At 43.3% G+C, this 16,800-nt stretch carries 15 protein-coding genes and 1 pseudogene; 10 read left to right on the top strand and 6 right to left on the bottom strand.

The window, feature by feature from the left end:
- Window positions 1–32: 32 nt before the first annotated feature.
- Window positions 33–1,571, bottom strand: a complete 1,539-nt coding sequence (locus tag ADA55_RS15840; protein WP_048685660.1) for a solute symporter family protein — start codon at window positions 1,569–1,571, stop codon at window positions 33–35.
- A 14-nt stretch (window positions 1,572–1,585) separates the two neighbouring features.
- On the bottom strand, window positions 1,586–1,906 hold the full coding sequence (locus ADA55_RS15845) for a DUF485 domain-containing protein (protein ID WP_373689814.1): 321 nt from the start codon (window positions 1,904–1,906) through the stop codon (window positions 1,586–1,588).
- Window positions 1,907–2,149: 243 nt separating this feature from the next.
- On the opposite strand from ADA55_RS15845, the gene ADA55_RS15850 reads away from it, so the two are divergent.
- From ADA55_RS15850 to ADA55_RS15890, 9 genes and pseudogenes are all read left to right on the top strand, one after another.
- Complete coding sequence (locus tag ADA55_RS15850) at window positions 2,150–3,118, top strand: efflux RND transporter periplasmic adaptor subunit (RefSeq protein ID WP_048685662.1); 969 nt, start codon at window positions 2,150–2,152, stop codon at window positions 3,116–3,118.
- Between the two features lies 1 nt (window position 3,119).
- Window positions 3,120–3,860: an ABC transporter ATP-binding protein gene (locus ADA55_RS15855; RefSeq protein WP_048685665.1), complete on the top strand. Its 741-nt coding sequence runs from the start codon at window positions 3,120–3,122 to the stop codon at window positions 3,858–3,860.
- A complete protein-coding gene (locus ADA55_RS15860) occupies window positions 3,787–4,977 on the top strand; it encodes an ABC transporter permease (RefSeq protein ID WP_309247784.1) in 1,191 nt (396 codons plus the stop codon). The genes ADA55_RS15855 and ADA55_RS15860 overlap by 74 nt, the downstream gene beginning before the upstream one ends.
- Window positions 4,978–5,085: 108 nt before the next feature.
- The gene (locus tag ADA55_RS15865) at window positions 5,086–5,757 is read left to right on the top strand and encodes a response regulator transcription factor (protein ID WP_048685667.1); all 672 of its coding nucleotides are present in this window, start codon (window positions 5,086–5,088) and stop codon (window positions 5,755–5,757) included.
- Between the two features lie 10 nt (window positions 5,758–5,767).
- Window positions 5,768–7,006, top strand: a complete 1,239-nt coding sequence (locus tag ADA55_RS15870; protein ID WP_048685669.1) for a sensor histidine kinase — start codon at window positions 5,768–5,770, stop codon at window positions 7,004–7,006.
- Between the two features lie 115 nt (window positions 7,007–7,121).
- Complete coding sequence (locus ADA55_RS15875; protein ID WP_048685671.1) at window positions 7,122–7,574, top strand: hypothetical protein; 453 nt, start codon at window positions 7,122–7,124, stop codon at window positions 7,572–7,574.
- 265 nt (window positions 7,575–7,839) lie between these two features.
- Window positions 7,840–9,024 (top strand): NupC/NupG family nucleoside CNT transporter, encoded by a 1,185-nt coding sequence (locus ADA55_RS15880; RefSeq protein ID WP_048685673.1) that lies wholly within the window; start codon window positions 7,840–7,842, stop codon window positions 9,022–9,024.
- A 150-nt stretch (window positions 9,025–9,174) separates the two neighbouring features.
- On the top strand, window positions 9,175–10,134 hold the full coding sequence (gene msrB / locus ADA55_RS15885; protein WP_048685675.1) for a peptide-methionine (R)-S-oxide reductase MsrB: 960 nt from the start codon (window positions 9,175–9,177) through the stop codon (window positions 10,132–10,134).
- A gap of 22 nt (window positions 10,135–10,156) precedes the next feature.
- Window positions 10,157–11,006 (top strand): annotated as a pseudogene (locus ADA55_RS15890) (STAS domain-containing protein).
- A 62-nt stretch (window positions 11,007–11,068) separates the two neighbouring features.
- Here ADA55_RS15890 and ADA55_RS15895 read toward each other — a convergent pair.
- From ADA55_RS15895 to ADA55_RS15910, 4 genes are all read right to left on the bottom strand, one after another.
- A complete protein-coding gene (locus ADA55_RS15895) occupies window positions 11,069–12,721 on the bottom strand; it encodes a glutamine--tRNA ligase/YqeY domain fusion protein (RefSeq protein WP_048685677.1) in 1,653 nt (550 codons plus the stop codon).
- A gap of 299 nt (window positions 12,722–13,020) precedes the next feature.
- A complete protein-coding gene (locus tag ADA55_RS15900) occupies window positions 13,021–13,761 on the bottom strand; it encodes an amino acid ABC transporter ATP-binding protein (protein WP_048685679.1) in 741 nt (246 codons plus the stop codon).
- Window positions 13,762–13,772: 11 nt separating this feature from the next.
- On the bottom strand, window positions 13,773–14,438 hold the full coding sequence (locus tag ADA55_RS15905) for an amino acid ABC transporter permease (protein WP_048685680.1): 666 nt from the start codon (window positions 14,436–14,438) through the stop codon (window positions 13,773–13,775).
- A 26-nt stretch (window positions 14,439–14,464) separates the two neighbouring features.
- The gene (locus ADA55_RS15910) at window positions 14,465–15,244 is read right to left on the bottom strand and encodes a transporter substrate-binding domain-containing protein (RefSeq protein ID WP_048685682.1); all 780 of its coding nucleotides are present in this window, start codon (window positions 15,242–15,244) and stop codon (window positions 14,465–14,467) included.
- Window positions 15,245–15,703: 459 nt separating this feature from the next.
- Between ADA55_RS15910 and purU the strand changes: the two genes are divergently transcribed.
- The gene (gene purU, locus ADA55_RS15915) at window positions 15,704–16,603 is read left to right on the top strand and encodes a formyltetrahydrofolate deformylase (RefSeq protein ID WP_048685691.1); all 900 of its coding nucleotides are present in this window, start codon (window positions 15,704–15,706) and stop codon (window positions 16,601–16,603) included.
- The last annotated feature ends 197 nt before the right edge of the window (window positions 16,604–16,800 follow it).

The following is a 16,800-nucleotide window of genomic DNA, read 5'->3' on the forward strand; positions in this document are numbered from 1 at the left end:
TTTTAATATTTTAAAATAATAATGAATCTAGTTTATATAGGATCTTTCATCCCAGTGTTGGCAGTAACCAAAATTTCGTCGAATTTTTTGGCATCAGCTTTTTTGCTTGACAGAAGTGTTCCGGCGATGGCTGCGATAAAACCAATCGGGATGGAGATGATGCCTGGGTTGGCAAGTGGGAATAATGGTTCCCCAACGAATATTGCCGCTCCCTCCACTGGTGACCAGACATTGGGACTTAGGAATACAAGCAATAAAGAACTGACCAGTCCAACTAACATGCCCGTTACAGCCCCAGCCGTGTTAAAACGCTTCCAGAATACCGTGAAGACAATGATGGGCAGATTGGCACTGGCAGCGACGGCAAAGGCAAGTGAAACAAGGAAGGCGACATTCATGTTTTGGGCAAATAAGGCCAGGATGATGGAAAGGATGGATACTCCGATGGATGCCCAACGGGCAGCAACGACTTGTTCTTTGTCGGTGGCTTGACCTTTCCGGATGATGTGGCCATAGAAGTCATGGGCAAAAGCAGATGCTGCCGATAGAACGAGACCTGCGACAACCGCTAAAATGGTAGCGAAAGCAACTGCAGAGACAAAGGCGAACAGGAAGTCGCCCCCAATGGCTTCGGCAAGCAGCGGAGCAGCCATATTTCCGGCCGCATTCGCGGCTATTATTTTGTCGTAACCGACAAAGGCTGCCGCTCCAAAGCCGAGGAAAATGGTCATTATATAAAAGATGCCAATGATCCAAGTGGCATATACTACTGACTTTCGGGCTGTGATGGCGTCTTTCACCGTAAAGAAACGGATAAGAATGTGAGGTAGTCCAGCCGTACCGAGTACAAGCGCTAAATTAAGGGATAAAGTATCCAAAGGATCCTTAAATTTGTTACCGGGGTTAAGGAAATCCCCGCCCAAAGGAGTGGCTGTTTTCATCTGCCTGAACATCTCGATCACGCTAAAGTCAAATTTCGCCAACACGATGATGGAGATGATGAATGTTCCTGCCATCAATAAAACGGCTTTAACGATTTGGACCCAACTGGTGGCCGTCATACCGCCGAAAACGACGTATACGGTCATTAAAACACCTACAATGATGACGGAGTAAAGATAATCAATTCCAAGTAAGAGCTTTATAAGGGCACCTGCACCGACTAATTGGGCGATCATATAAAAGGTTGAAATCGAAATGGTGTTAAGGGCAGCAACCCCGCGTACTTTCTTTTCATTGAAACGGGCAGCGATCATATCCGCCAATGTATACTTGCCAAGGTTACGAAGCGGTTCGGCCACAATATAAAGAACGACCAGATACGCAACCAGAAAACCTATGCTATAGAAAAAACCGTCAAATCCAGAGAGTGCGACCATGCCGGCTATTCCCAAAAATGAGGCGGCGGACATATAATCTCCCGCAATGGCCCAGCCATTCTGCCAGCCAGTGAGGCTGCTGTCAGCCGTATAAAAGTCCGCGGTCGTTTTGGTGCGCCGTGAAGCAAAATAGGTAATGACCAATGTTAGTCCGACAATGATAAGAAATAATATAAAAGCAAGAATATTCATTGTGAATTCACCTTTTATCCTTTCGCTTCTTTAACGATTTTTTCTACTAATTTGTCAAATGTCGCCGCTTTTCTGGAATAGAGGATGCATAATGTCCAGGTCATGATAAATTGGGCGAAGGCAAAAATCCAGGCCCAGCTGATTGCCCCGAAAGCATAGGAGTTAAGAACTTTAGAATAGGAAGTTAGTATGGGTAGGGTGAAATAAAAGACCATGAAAAAGATAGATAGCGGGACGATGAAGTTGCGTTTTTTCCTTAAGAGTTCTTGAAAAGATTGTGATTGGACGATCTTGGTGTAGTCCGTGGAAGCGCTTACCTCGGTTTCCTTAGCGATTGAATCGTTTGATGCCAAGTTGGTTCCCCCTTCATCATTATTGATTTTGTTTTCGTTACCATTTTCCGATAACAGTATCAGTATATATTTTTCAGAATATATTGTAAATTCAAATGCTGGAATTAAAGTTTTTTTCGTTCGACATAGTTTTTTCTTTTTACGCACAAGCAAAACCATTAAGGAAAAGTTAAGCTTCTTTCACGATACTGGTTTCAACGAAGGAAACCTGAAAGGAGAAAAGTGATGAAAAAGTTGATAACGATAGGTACCGTTTTAGTGCTGGCGATTGGGGGGAGCGTTTGGTTTTTCATGAAGGACAATGCTGAGCCTGCCATTGCGAAATCGGTGACGGCTACAGTAGAAAAGGGAGATCTTGAAGTTCAAATAAGCGGTTCCGGATCGGTCGCCGCAATCAATAGTGAGGACATTACATCTTCCATAACGGGTGAAGTGGACGAAGTTCTGGTAGAGAAGAATGAATTGGTTGAGAAAGGTGATGAACTTATTACCTTCACGGATGGAAGTGACCCGATAACGGCCCCATTCGATGGTACCGTTACAACAATGGATGTTGAAGAAGGTGATCGTGTATCAAGCAGTGAAGTGTTGGCACATGTTACGGATTATAAAAAATTGAAAACCACGATCAGTGTTGATGAATTGGATGTTCCAAGTGTTAAAAAAGGACAAACGGTTGAAATTAAAGCCAGTGCTTTTGAAGATGAAACGTTTACGGGGGAAGTGACCAGTGTAGCAAAGGAAGGTACATATGAGAATGGAGTTTCTTCATTCGATGTCACTATCAAAATTGACAAACCCGGCGATATAAAAATTGGGATGTCGACTGAGGTGAGCATTTTGACGACTAGTGTAAAGGATGCTTTATATGTTCCGATTGAAGCAGTCCAAATCGACGGGGAAGAGAAATATGTGAATATACAACAATCCGATACAACTGAAGGAGCTGCCAGTACAAAGAAAGTGGTTGAGACTGGAATCAGCAACGATAGGTATATTGAAATAACTTCAGGACTTGAAGAGGGACAGTTTGTTTCCTTGCCTATCACCATCAATGAAAGCTCCACTGGCAGCGGCGTCGAAGGAATGAGGGGAGGCCAAGGAGGCGAGGTAAGAATGCAGAGCGGCAGCGGAATGCCAAGCGGCGGGATGCCAAACGGTGGCGGAATGCCGAGTGGAAAGGGAGGTCAGTAAAATGGCGAAACCCATCATAAAAATTAAGAACATGTCCAAGTCTTATGAATTAGGCGGTGAAACGGTCAAGGCACTTCAGGATGTCTGTCTTACAATCGATAAAGGCGATTTCATTTCGATTATCGGTCCTTCTGGGTCAGGGAAATCGACGTTCATGAATATGATTGGCTGCCTTGACAAGCCTGACATAGGTGAATATCTTCTTGATGGTAAAGAAGTGGAGAAGATGAAGGATAATGAGTTAGCTGCCATCCGTAATATTAAAATAGGATTCATCTTTCAAAATTTCAACCTGTTGGCAAAACTGACAGCATTGGAGAATGTCGAACTTCCCCTGGTTTATAGAGGGGCAGGCGTGAGGGAAAGAAGAGAAGTGGCCAATGCGTGCCTTGATATGGTGGGCCTTGGTGACCGGAAGAATCATCTGCCTACCCAACTGTCGGGTGGACAGCAGCAAAGAGTTGCGATTGCAAGGGCACTTGCCGGTAATCCTCCCGTTTTATTGGCGGATGAGCCGACGGGGGCGCTTGATAGTAAAACGAGTAAAGAAGTGCTGCAGATGCTGAAAGAATTGAACGGAAAGGGACAAACAATCATTCTTATAACCCATGACTTGGAAGTGGCTAAGGAAGCGACTCGTGTCGTCCGGATACAGGATGGTCAGCTATTTGAAAACGGAGGTGATTGGATTGAACCTGAGCGAATCAATGAAGATGGCTATACGCAGTATCAAAACCAATAAAGTCAGAGCATTTTTAACCATGCTTGGGATCATAATTGGAGTTGCCTCCGTAATCGTCCTGGTTTCGATTGGGAAGGGTTCCTCACAGTCCGTTCAGGATGAGATCAATAGCCTGGGAACGAACCTGATAACGGTAAGTGTCACGGATACCGACTCCGTGGAGCTGACGGATGATACAATTGAACAGTTTAAAGAGCTGAGCGGGATATCGGAAGTGGCGCCTGTGGTCACTGGACGCGTTTATGCCAAGAACGGAGAAGCTACGGTGCAGGTTTCAATGACCGGTGCAACTTCATCCTACTTATCAGTTAGGGATCTAGAGCTCAGTCAAGGCCGGTTTTTGACGGATATGGAAACGGAATTACGCTCCAAGGTCGTTGTCCTGGGGTCGGATACAGCCACCACGCTTTTTGAAAATCAAAAAGCCGTGGACCAGAACGTGCTTATCGGCGGTGTTTCCTATCGCGTGATCGGTGTCCTGAAATCGGTAGGCACCTCAATGGGATCGAGCGGGGATGATGTCATCATTGCACCTATCACCACTGTCGAAAGGGCTACAGGCAGCACGACAATCGGAACCGTCTATTTAAAAGCGGAGAACGAGAATATCATGGATAGGGCAATGTACCAGGTACAAGGTGCGATGACCACATCATTCCCAGAACAGAGTGATAACTACTCGGTTTCCAATCAAGAAGATCTGATGGATACAATGAGCTCTGTATCGGACACGTTCACACTCATGCTTGGCGGTATTGCCAGTATTTCGTTACTGGTAGGCGGAATCGGGATCATGAATATCATGTTGGTTTCCGTCTCGGAGAGGACAAAGGAAATCGGGATTAGAAAAGCAATTGGGGCAAATCGGAAATCGATTCTTCTTCAGTTTTTAATTGAAGCGATGGTCCTGAGCTGCTTTGGGGGACTGTTGGGAGTTGGAATTGGCTTGGGAATCGCAAAATTGATTTCAGCTTTTTCAAGTTTAACGATTAGTTATTCATGGACGGTGACATTGTTTGCCTTTTTATTCTCCATTTTAATCGGGATAATGTTTGGTGTATTTCCTGCCAATAAGGCATCCAAATTAAATCCAATCCAGGCACTGCGTCACGAATGAACATACCATTTTGAAAGAAAGCAGGCATTAAAAGCCCGCTTTCTTTTGCATATGAAAAAGGATAAAATCAACATATATCACAATTGAGGCGGTTGGGAGGTACCCTGAATGAAGGTTTTGGTGGTAGAAGATAATGTTTCATTATTAGAGTCGATCCGACAGATTTTGACGGATGAATATGAAGTCGATACAGCGGATAATGGGGAAGATGGGCTATTCATGGCTCAACAAAGTATTTACGATATCATCATTTTGGATGTAATGCTTCCGGGAATCGATGGATTTGAAATCGTACGGAAAATCAGGGAAGCAAAAATAGATACAAGTGTCTTGTTTTTGACGGCAAAAGATGCACTTGAGGATCGTGTCAAAGGGTTGGAAATGGGTGGCGATGATTATTTGGTCAAGCCGTTTCAGGCACCGGAACTTAAGGCCAGGATTCGTGCCCTGCTTCGAAGGAGTGGCATTATTTCGCTAGAACAGCATGTGAAATACCGTAATATTGAACTGTTGGAAAAAGAAAAGGATATTTTGGTTGATGGAAAGGTCATTAAAATGACCTTGAAACAGTTTGAATTACTGGAATACCTGATTCAAAATAATGGGAAAATATTGACCCGTGAGCAGATTTTCGACCGCATTTGGGGGTTTGATTCAGATACGACGATTGCCATTGTGGAAGTGTTCATCCATCACCTTAGAAAAAAATTGGAACCTTTCAATTATCATAAAGATATTCAAACCGTTCGGGGTATTGGTTATATGCTAAAACAACCATAAGGGGATCATTATGTTCCAAAAAACAAGGCTTCAACTAACAATATTGAATTCTATCGTCTTTATTGTCTTAATAGCCATATTAAGCAGAACGATTTATTTCTATACGGAAGACCAGATCTATAAGGATGTCAATGATTCACTTATAAAGGATTACCGGGATTTCAATAATGGCGGCATGCCAGGCGGACGTCCGCAAGGTGAGTTTCTCTTAGGACCGGGGCCAAGCGTCATCGTTTGGGGACCGGATGATACGATCATTGAGCCAAGACTGAGTGTAGATAATTTTTTTAAGGTCAATGAACAAAAATTTTTCCCTAAAACTTTTGATGACATTGAAGAAATATCAGTGAATGGATACACGTATCGGGCCCTTTCCACCCAGGTCGATACGGGGTATGGACAGATGGCCGTACAATTCATCAGGAATGTGGATACAGAAAAGGAAATGCTCGATCGCTTGCTGCTCATATTGTTTGTTGGTGGAGGAATTGGAAGTCTCGTGGCGGTGGGCGCTGGCTATCTTCTGGCAGGACGGGCCTTGATCCCGGTCAAGAAATCCTGGGATCAGCAGCAGCAGTTTGTCTCGGATGCTTCGCATGAAATTCGAACGCCGCTTGCTGTTATTCAATCGCGGGCTGATTTGCTGTTTCAATCACCTAACGCGACAATCGAGGAAAAAGCCGTTGATATATCCATCATTTCGAAAGAAGTCCGCCGATTGAATAAGCTTGTTAACGGACTTTTAACCTTGACCAGAACCGATTCGAATCAAATGGAGGTTAAGAAATCGAACTTTTTCCTTGATGACCTACTTATGGATATCGTGGAACAGTATACGGATATAGCATCTTTTCAAGAGAAATCAATCATTAGCCATGCTCCCGGACAGGTAGTGTTTCATGGGGATAAAGAGAGAATTCATCAGCTATTGGTGATCTTGGTGGATAATGCCATGAAATTCACCGAGGAAGGCGGGGAAATTTCCCTATCCTGCATCAAGAATGCTTCATCCATCATACTTACTGTAGAAGATAATGGAATAGGCATTCCACAGGAAGAACTCCCCTTGATTTTTAACCGTTTTTACCAAGTGGAGCAATCCCGTTCGGCAAATGAAGGCTCTGGCTTAGGACTATCCATAGCCAAATGGATTGTAAACACACATCAAGGGAACATCAAGGTTACAAGTGAGCAGAATGAACGGACCCGTTTTGAAATCACTTTTCCGAGAAATCAAAGGAAAAACTAGCTGCCAGCCAATATGAAAAAGACCCTTACTTTCTTCCTTGCTGCTTAAGGAAAAATTAAGGGTCTTTTTAGATAATCATCTTATAAATACATTTATTTTCGGAGGAGAATCATTGATGAAAAGACTTGGTAGGTTACACTTTTTGGTTGGAATATTGGTTTCGGTCCTCTTAATGGTCCAAGCAGTCATCGGGATCATGATGTATGTGGATGGCAGCGGCAATGAGCCAATGAATCGACAGGCGGTGATGGGTCAGCCTGCCGACCGCAGCAATACAACAGATTCGGATGATACGGAAAAATCGGCTAATAGCAGTACGGCGACAGATGATTCATCGACGGAAACGGCAACTAATGATGCGCAGGGCACTCCACAAGGGGGGCCTAATGGTTCCGGGACTCCAGGAGAAATGCCAAGCGGCGGCGGTTTCCAAGGCAGAGACTCTTTTGCTGGGAAATTCATCGACTTTTATCAAGGGGCAGGTGGCTTGGCCGCATCCATCATCATCTTTGTAATTGGAGGGGCAGGATTAGCGACAACGGTGATTACAAGAAAAACAGCTGCCTGAATAGTGGATATTATTTGAGGCAAGAGAAGGTTCCTTTCGAAGGGGAGCCTTCTTTTTTTATTCACGGAACCCATTATTGTCACTAATTGTTATTTTAAAAAGGGAAATAATAATTGCACTAAAAAAAATATTAGTTTAATATAGACTTCTGGAGAGGTACGTACATGTATTTTGGATGAAAGAGAAAACGTTTGCATAAATTATTTGAGGGTATCCTACTATTAATGCACGAACCTTAAATTCACCCTTAGTGGAGGCAGAATATATGAAATTTCTGATTGCAATTTTAGGACTGCTTATCGTTTTTGGACTAGCTATCTTAGTCAGCAGTGACCGGAAGAAAGTTAAAATTAAACCGATCATCCTCATGGTGGTCATTCAGCTTGTTTTAACTTATTTATTATTAAACACGAAGTTTGGCTTAGTGATCATCAATTCAATTGCCGATGGTTTCGGAAAACTTTTGGAATGGGCAAATGAAGGGATCACCTTTGTATTTGGCGGGATTGTAAACGAAGGAGCATCGCCCTTCTTTTTAAATGTCCTTCTTCCTATCGTATTCATCTCCGCATTAATCGGGATTTTACAGCACTTCAAGATCCTTCCGTTCATCATGAAGTGGATTGGATTCGTTCTAAGTAAGGTGAATGGGATGGGTAAATTGGAATCTTACAATGCGGTTGCATCAGCAATAGTAGGCCAATCCGAGGTTTTCATAACCTTGAAAAAACAACTCGGTGCCATTCCGCCATCTCGGATGTATACGCTTTGTGCATCAGCCATGTCAACTGTATCGATGTCGATTGTCGGTGCTTATATGACAATGATTGAACCAAAGTACGTTGTGACGGCCATTGTTATTAACATGTTTGGTGGATTTATCATCGCATCCATTATCAACCCTTATACAGTAACGGATGCAGAGGATATTCTCCCTGTTGAAGAAGGGGCAGAGAAGCAGTCTTTCTTCGAAATGCTTGGGGAATATATAATGGATGGGTTCAAGGTTGCCATCACTGTAGCGGCGATGTTAATTGGTTTCGTTGCTTTAATCGCCGGGATCAACAGTATATTCGACATGATTTTCGGTATCAGCTTCCAAGACATCATGGGGTATATCTTTGCACCGTTTGCGTTTATCATGGGTATACCGATTTCAGAAACCGTGACTGCTGGCGGAATCATGGCGACGAAACTGGTAACCAATGAATTCGTTGCCATGCTGAGCTTAGGGGAAGCATCAGCTGCCTTGAGCGAAAGGACGATAGGGATCGTTTCGGTTTTCTTGGTTTCCTTCGCCAATTTCTCATCAATTGGTATCATTGCCGGTGCAGTCAAAGGACTTCATGAAAAACAGGGGAATGTTGTAGCCCGTTTTGGTTTGAAGCTGCTATATGGTGCGACTCTTGTCAGCATCCTATCAGCGATCATTGTAAGTGTGATACTTTAAATAACGGATTTAACATAAAAGGGCACTTGGGTTTACTCCTAAGTGCCTCTTTTATGTTTGTTACGCAAAGGTAGAATTTTTGAATTTGAAGGTGCTTGGCTTGCTGGTATATAATACATAAAATGACAGGCGTGAAAGGGGAGTTTTAGGATGACGATGGATGGAAAAGAAACAGCTATCTTTGCAGGAGGCTGCTTTTGGTGCATGGTTGCTCCCTTTGATGAAATGGATGGTATCATTTCAGTGACATCAGGTTATACAGGCGGTGAATTTGCCGCTCCAAGTTATAAACAAGTGATTACCGGTGCGACTGATCATGTCGAAGCGGTTCAAGTGGTATTCGACCCATCAATCATTTCCTATAAAACGTTATTAGAGATATTCTGGCAGCAAATCGATCCTACGGATGACGATGGACAGTTCTCGGATAGGGGAAAGCAATATAAGGCAGCCATTTTCTATCTTAATGAACGTCAGAAACGGGAAGCAGAACAATCGAAGGAAGATTTAATGATGAGCGGGCGGTTTAAGAAACCTATTGTTACGGGTATTCTACCCTCGGGGCAATTTTACGCCGCTGAGGAGTATCATCAAGAATTCTATCGGAAAAATCAATTTCGCTATGCATTGTACCGTAAAGGCTCAGGCCGGGATGCTTTCATTAAAGAAAATTGGCCTAAGGATCATGCACACCTTAGAAAGACCTTAACGGAGAGCCAGTTTCATGTCACCCAGGAAAATGGCACGGAGCCGCCTTTCGATAATGCCTATTGGGATCACTTTGAAGAAGGCATTTATGTGGATGTCGTTTCCGGGGAGCCCCTATTCAGTTCGCGGGATAAATATAATAGCGGTTGTGGGTGGCCAAGCTTCACGAAGCCCATCATGTCGGCAAGCGTCAATGAAAAAATGGACCTCAGCCACCGAATGACCCGGACCGAGGTGCGCAGCAGGGATGCCGATTCACACCTTGGACATGTTTTTCCCGATGGCCCAAGTCCTAAAGGCACGAGATATTGCATAAACTCTGCGGCCCTTCGATTCATCCCCAGAAATGAAATGGAGAAAGCGGGATATGGAGATTTATTAATACTATTCAAAATGAAATAACTAGGGAGATAGGGGAACACAAATGGATAAAATAGATGAAAATTTATATCGATATATTCTTGATAACTCGCCGAAGATTACGGAAAATTGGCTGGCTTTAAGGGAAAAGCAGTCTGGGTCCATCTATTCAATAGATTCTAATGAGGAAATCGAAAAGCTGCTTAGGGAACAGAATACTTTGACTATCAGTGACAAGTGCTCTACTTGAAGATAAAACTGCTTTTATTGAAACGATGGAGGAGTGGGCCACACTTGTCGCGAAGAGCAGGGTTGAATCGGACACCCCCATTTACGAAGTGTTGGAAGCGCTTAATAAGGTGCGTGAAACATATTGGGCATTCATCACTGATTATATGCTCATGGATACGAAGATAACGAAAGAAATAATCATCCGGTGGAGCCGGCTTATTAATCATGCCTTCGATCAATTGAACCGTGAGTTCACCGAGCAGTATTACCTTTTGACAAAACAACGTTTGTCAGCTCAACAGGAGCTGATTAATGAACTGGGCGCACCTGTCATTCCCATTGTTGATGCCATTGCGGTATTGCCGTTAATCGGTGAAATCGATACCTATCGGGCAAAGGAAATTTTGAATGGGACTCCAAGCAAATGCATTAGTGAAAATATCACCCACTTATTCATCGATTTATCGGGAGTCTCCCTTTTGGATACGATGGTTGCCCAACAAATCTATCAATTGATAAGTACCCTGAACCTGTTAGGCATTCAATCGACCATTTCCGGGATTCGACCTGAAGTGGCCCAGACATCGATTCAGTTAGGCCTTGATTTTAGTCAGGTTTCGACACATAGTACTCTTAAACAAGCCCTTTCCAAGCAAGGGATCAAGCTATACGAGAAAAAATGATATAAGGGTGCAGTAAATGAAAAAAACCAGATCCGCTAGGAATCTGGTTCTTTTTCGTGATTCTATAACTTGAATGAACTTTTCAACCCGACGATTTGGTTGAAGACCAAGTGATCGGCCGCAGTAAGTTTTGAATCAACATTATAATAGCCATGCCTGAAGAATTGGAATTTATCCTGAGGTTTAGCATCTTTCATGTTAGGCTCGACAAATCCTTGTAGAATTTCGATAGAATCAGGGTTTACCCGGTCCAGGAATGATTTTTCTTCCTCTTCATCATTTTCCTTATCCAAGATTAACGGCTGAAAGTTGCGGAATTCTGCTGAAACCGCTTGTGAAGCTTCGACCCAGTGCAATGTACCTTTTACTTTACGGCCAGTGAAGCCCGATCCGCTTTTCGTTTCAATATCGTATGTGCAGCGAAGTTCAATGACATTACCGGCGTCGTCCTTTATCACTTCTTCACATTTAATGAAATAAGCATGTTTCAAACGGACTTCATTGCCCGGGAAAAGTCGGAAATACTTTTTCGGCGGGTTTTCCATGAAATCGTCCTGTTCGATATATATTTCACGTGAAAACGGGATTTGGCGTGTACCCATTTCCGGTACTTCCGGATTGACCTCAGCATCCAGCCACTCTATCTCGCCTTCCGGATAGTTGGTGATGACCACTTTAAGGGGGTTCAGGATGGCCATAGTCCGTGGAGCCTTCAGCTTTAAGTCTTCCCGCACGAAATGATCAAGCATTTGAGAGTCTACGATACCGCTTGTTTTGGCGACACCTATCTCTTGGCAGAATGCACGAATCGCTTCGGGTGTATACCCGCGTCTCCGCAAGCCTGAAACGGTAGGCATCCGAGGGTCGTCCCAGCCGTCCACGAAGCCCTCATCGACAAGCTGCTTCAGTTTTCGCTTGCTCATTACTGTATTGGTCAGGTTAAGACGGCCAAATTCATATTGCTTTGGTTTGCTTTCCATTTCACAATTCTCAACGATCCAGTCATAAAGAGGGCGTTGATCTTCGAACTCAAGCGTACAAATGGAGTGTGTGACTCCCTCGATGGCATCTTCAATCGGGTGGGCAAAGGCATACATTGGGTAGATGCACCATTTGTTGCCGGTATTATGGTGTTCAGTATGGGAGATACGGTATATGACGGGATCACGCAAATTAATGTTGGGTGAGCTCATATCGATTTTTGCACGCAATACTTTTGCGCCGTTTTCAAATTCGCCGCTGCGCATCTTTTCAAATAGTTCAAGATTTTCCTCAACGGTTCTATTGCGGTAGGGGCTGTCTTTCCCTGGTTCTGTCAGCGTTCCGCGATATTCACGGATTTGGTCGGCATTAAGGTCGTCCACATATGCCAGTCCTTTGTTGATGAGCAGCACAGCTCTTTTATACATTTCATCAAAATAGTCGGAAGCGAAGAAAAGGTTATCCCAGTCGTAGCCGAGCCATTTTACATCTTCCTTAATGGAGTTTACAAACTCAATATCCTCTTTCAATGGATTCGTATCATCGAAACGAAGGTTGGTTTTCCCATTGAAATCATCAGCCACCCCAAAATTCAAAATGATTGATTTGGCATGCCCGATATGTAAATATCCGTTCGGCTCAGGAGGGAAGCGGGTGATGACATGATCATGTTTTCCGGACTCTAGGTCATCTTTTATAATATTTTTAATAAAATTCGAAGAGTTATTTTCCAACTGAATTCGACCTCTTTCATTTATATACTTCTTTTAATTTTACCTGTATATATACCATAAATACAGATATTTTTCCATGTTCGAGCCGGAATCACGGTTTATCTGAAACAATTCATCAAGTATTTAGTTTGTACAATCCGAGCGGAAATATCCCTGAAACTTTAATCATGTAATTTAGGGAACGACCTAACTGGACATTAAAGAAACAAATTAAACCTTTTTCATCTAAAAAAAGCAATACAGGGATTCACGCCTGTATTGCTTATAATCGCGCTAGCAGACAGGACTTAGAATTAAAATTAAAAGACTGTCGTTTGCAAAAATTCTTTTGTACGTTCTTCTTTTGGATGGGTGAAGAATTCTTTTGGCGGTCCGCTTTCGACAACCCTCCCATTATGCATGAAGACAATCCAATCCCCGACCTCACGTGCAAAGCTCATTTCATGTGTAACGACTACCATTGTCATCCCTTCCAAGGCAAGCTCCTTCATCGTGGCAAGAACTTCACCGACAAGTTCGGGATCCAGAGCCGAGGTGGGCTCATCAAAGAGCAGGATATCAGGTTTCATGGCAAGGGCGCGGGCGATGGCAACACGCTGTTTCTGCCCGCCTGAGAGCTTGCTTGGATAGACATCCGCTTTATCTGATAAACCGACTTTGGCAAGCAATGCCTTTGCTTCTTCAATCGCTTGGGCCTTAGGGACTTTTTTGACGTGTGTCGGTGCTTCGATCACATTTTCCAGTACGGTCATATGAGGAAAGAGGTAGAAATGCTGAAATACCATTCCGACTTTCTCGCGGATTTTATTAATATCATGGGTACCAGGATTGATTTCCGTTCCTTCAATGAGGATTTGGCCGCTGTCTTTCTTCTCTAAATAATTCAAACAGCGGAGCAGGGTGCTTTTTCCGGAACCGCTTGGTCCGATCAGACAGACAACATCGCTATCGAGTACCTTCATATCGATATCTTTAAGTACATGCAGGTTTCCATACGATTTATTTAAATTCCTAATGCGAATCATTTCTTTTTGTTCCATTTCAATTCCCCCTATCGATCACTGATGGACAGTTTCTTTTCGAATAAATTGACGATAATGGTCAGGAAAGCCACTAGAATCAAGTAGTAGACGGCTACAATCAATAAATAAGTCATTTCATCGAAATTATTCGAGCCCAACGTAGTGGCTACATTAAACAGCTCATTCATGGATATGAAGGCCGCCAGTGATGAATCCTTCAGTCCGATGATGAATTGGTTGCCAAGCGGCGGCAATGCGCGGCGGAAGGCTTGAGGCAAGATGATTCTCCTTAAGGTGAGCGAATTGCTCATGCCAAGGGAGCGTCCGGCCTCCATTTGGCCTTTGTCGATGGATTGAATCGTACCACGTAAAATCTCTGAGATATAAGCTCCATTATGGAAAGCCAGGGCAAGTGACGCCGCCCAGAAGTCCGGCAGCAAGAAGAGATTGCTGATACCGAAATAGAGTATGAATATCTGTACGATTAAAGGCGTTCCCCGTACCAGGAATACATATGTATCTGAAATCCATGCAAGAATTTTTATATTGGATATTTTTAAAAGTGCAAATAGCAAACCGATGACGATACCCACCAATATGGAGACTACCGTCAGTTCCAATGTGAGGAGCATGGCCCGGATGAATACGTCCGAGGAGCTAAATAATGTATCAAAAAAATGTGAAAAACTTGGCAATGTAATGACTCCCTTTCTATCAATCTTTATTCAGGCTTAGTTGTGATGTCTTCACCAAAATACTTTTTGCTGATTTCAGCAAGCGTTCCATCTTCACGGAGGTTTTCAAGAGCTTCGTTGATGCGTGCAAGCAGCTGAGGGTTGTCGTCAGGCAGTACGATGGCCTGCTCGCTCCGTTCGATCAATTGCCTTCCTTCGATGTCGAAACCTTCCTTGGTCGCTTCCTTACCGGTTACGAAGTCGGTGATGACGGCATCATGACGCCCTCCGCTCAATGCCTTCAGGGCGGTGATATCACTGTCATAGGTTTTTACATTGGTTGTATATTTTTCTGCCGTCGTTGCGTACGTGGAGCCTTTAGAAGCCGCAACTTCCTTACCCTTTAAATCTTCAACCGTTTTAATATCACTATCTGGGCGGACGAAAATTTGAGGACCTGAATAGTAATAAGGGGTCGAGAAGGCAACATGTTTACTTCTTTGTTCATTGATTGTATGACTGGCAACCGCAGCATCTGCCCGACCGGTTTTAACACCTTCCACGATACCTTTGAACTTTATCCGTTTAGGCACAGGTTCTAGGTCGAGTTCCTTTGCAATTGCATCGCCAACTTCAATATCGAATCCGGTTACGGTCATGTCATCATTGACATAACTGAATGGCTTGAATTCACCTGAGGCAGCGAAAACAAACTGGTCCTCATTGATCAGCTTACTCCCGTCCTCCAGCTGGTCCTTTTCGGCACAGCCGGACAGAAGACCAAGAACAGCCAGAATGGATACAATGAATGTAACGGATGATTTCATGATAATTTCATTTCCCCCTTTTAAAAAAACTAATAGAATGGTCTATACCCTTATGAGGCAATGAATAACCTAATTAACTATGGAAAATAAAACTGAAACCAAAAAGGTTGTCCAGAACATACCGACATTTCATCCAATAATCCCCCTTCACTATGGGTTCTCGGCCTTTGCCTTCATTTCCTTCCAAATTACCTGTAATTTCCTGAAAAAATGACAAAAATTATTTAATAGGAGAAGAATTTTAGGATAGATTGAGCTCTAGAGATAAATTTGAAACAATTCAGGCTGATGATTTATCTATCGAAAATCTAATGAATGGGATGGGATAAAACTGTGGAGTATTTTAGGCAATGTTGATTTTGTCTATCAACAAAATCCCGAATTGGTTGACTGACTTTAATTTTGCCCATGAATTGAAGTATAATATAGCAAAATAGAAGAAGGGCAGTTGGGAAAATGGTGAGCAACTTTGTGCAAGAGCAGTTACAGGAATTTCGCGAAAGAAATCAAGATAGAGGCCGTTTAATTATAAAATGTCCGGACCAGCCGGGAATTGTTTCGACAGTTACGGCTTTTCTTAAAGAATATGATGCAAATATTGTTGAATTGAGTCAGTATTCGATGAATCCTGAGGGCGGTACCTTTTTCACTAGGATCGAGTTCGATTGTCCAGGATTGAATGACAAGGCAGCGGATATGCAACTGGCATTCCAGGAAGTTTCGACAGTATTCTCGATGCAATGGACATTTAATCATGTGAGTGATCTGAAGAGGACGGCAATCTTCGTTTCGAAGGAACCTCATTGCCTTCTGGAATTGCTATGGGAGTGGCAAAGCGGGGATTTATTGGCTGATATTGCGCTGGTCATCAGCAATCATGAAGATACGAGGGAAATTGTCGAATCGATGGGCATCCCGTTTTATTACATTCCTGCCAATAAGGATATACGTAAGGAAGTGGAGACTAAACAGCTTGGACTTCTGGAAGAATTCAAAGTGGACCTTATTGTTTTAGCCAGGTATATGCAGATATTGACGCCGGATTTCGTAGCGGCCCATCCGAACAGGATCATCAATATCCATCATTCATTTTTACCTGCCTTCATTGGAGCACGGCCTTATGAACGAGCTTATGACAGAGGTGTTAAGCTGATTGGGGCGACTTCCCATTATGTGACGAATGATTTGGATGAAGGTCCAATCATCGAGCAGGATATCGAACGGGTGGACCATCGTGATTCTGCCGGGGATATGAAGAAAATCGGTCGTTCAGCTGAACGCAGGGTGCTGGCACGTGCCGTTAAATGGCATTTGGAGGACCGCGTCATTGTTCATGAAAATAAAACGGTAGTCTTTTAAAATGAAAAACCCCCTTTGGATTGCCAAGGGGGTTACGTTTGCGACAAAAGGAGGTTCGGATTGCTCCCATCCTAGAACCATGATTTTAGTGGAATACTGAATGATCCTGCATGTTTTTTAACTGGATTATAGGAATGAAACCCTTACTAGATTGAAGAAATTTGCGACACTCCTGCCGAATAACTGGCTAGCCGAGA

This window comes from Bacillus sp. 220_BSPC, from assembly GCF_001054655.1.
GTDB classification, from domain to species: Bacteria; Bacillota; Bacilli; order Bacillales; family DSM-1321; genus Peribacillus; species Peribacillus frigoritolerans.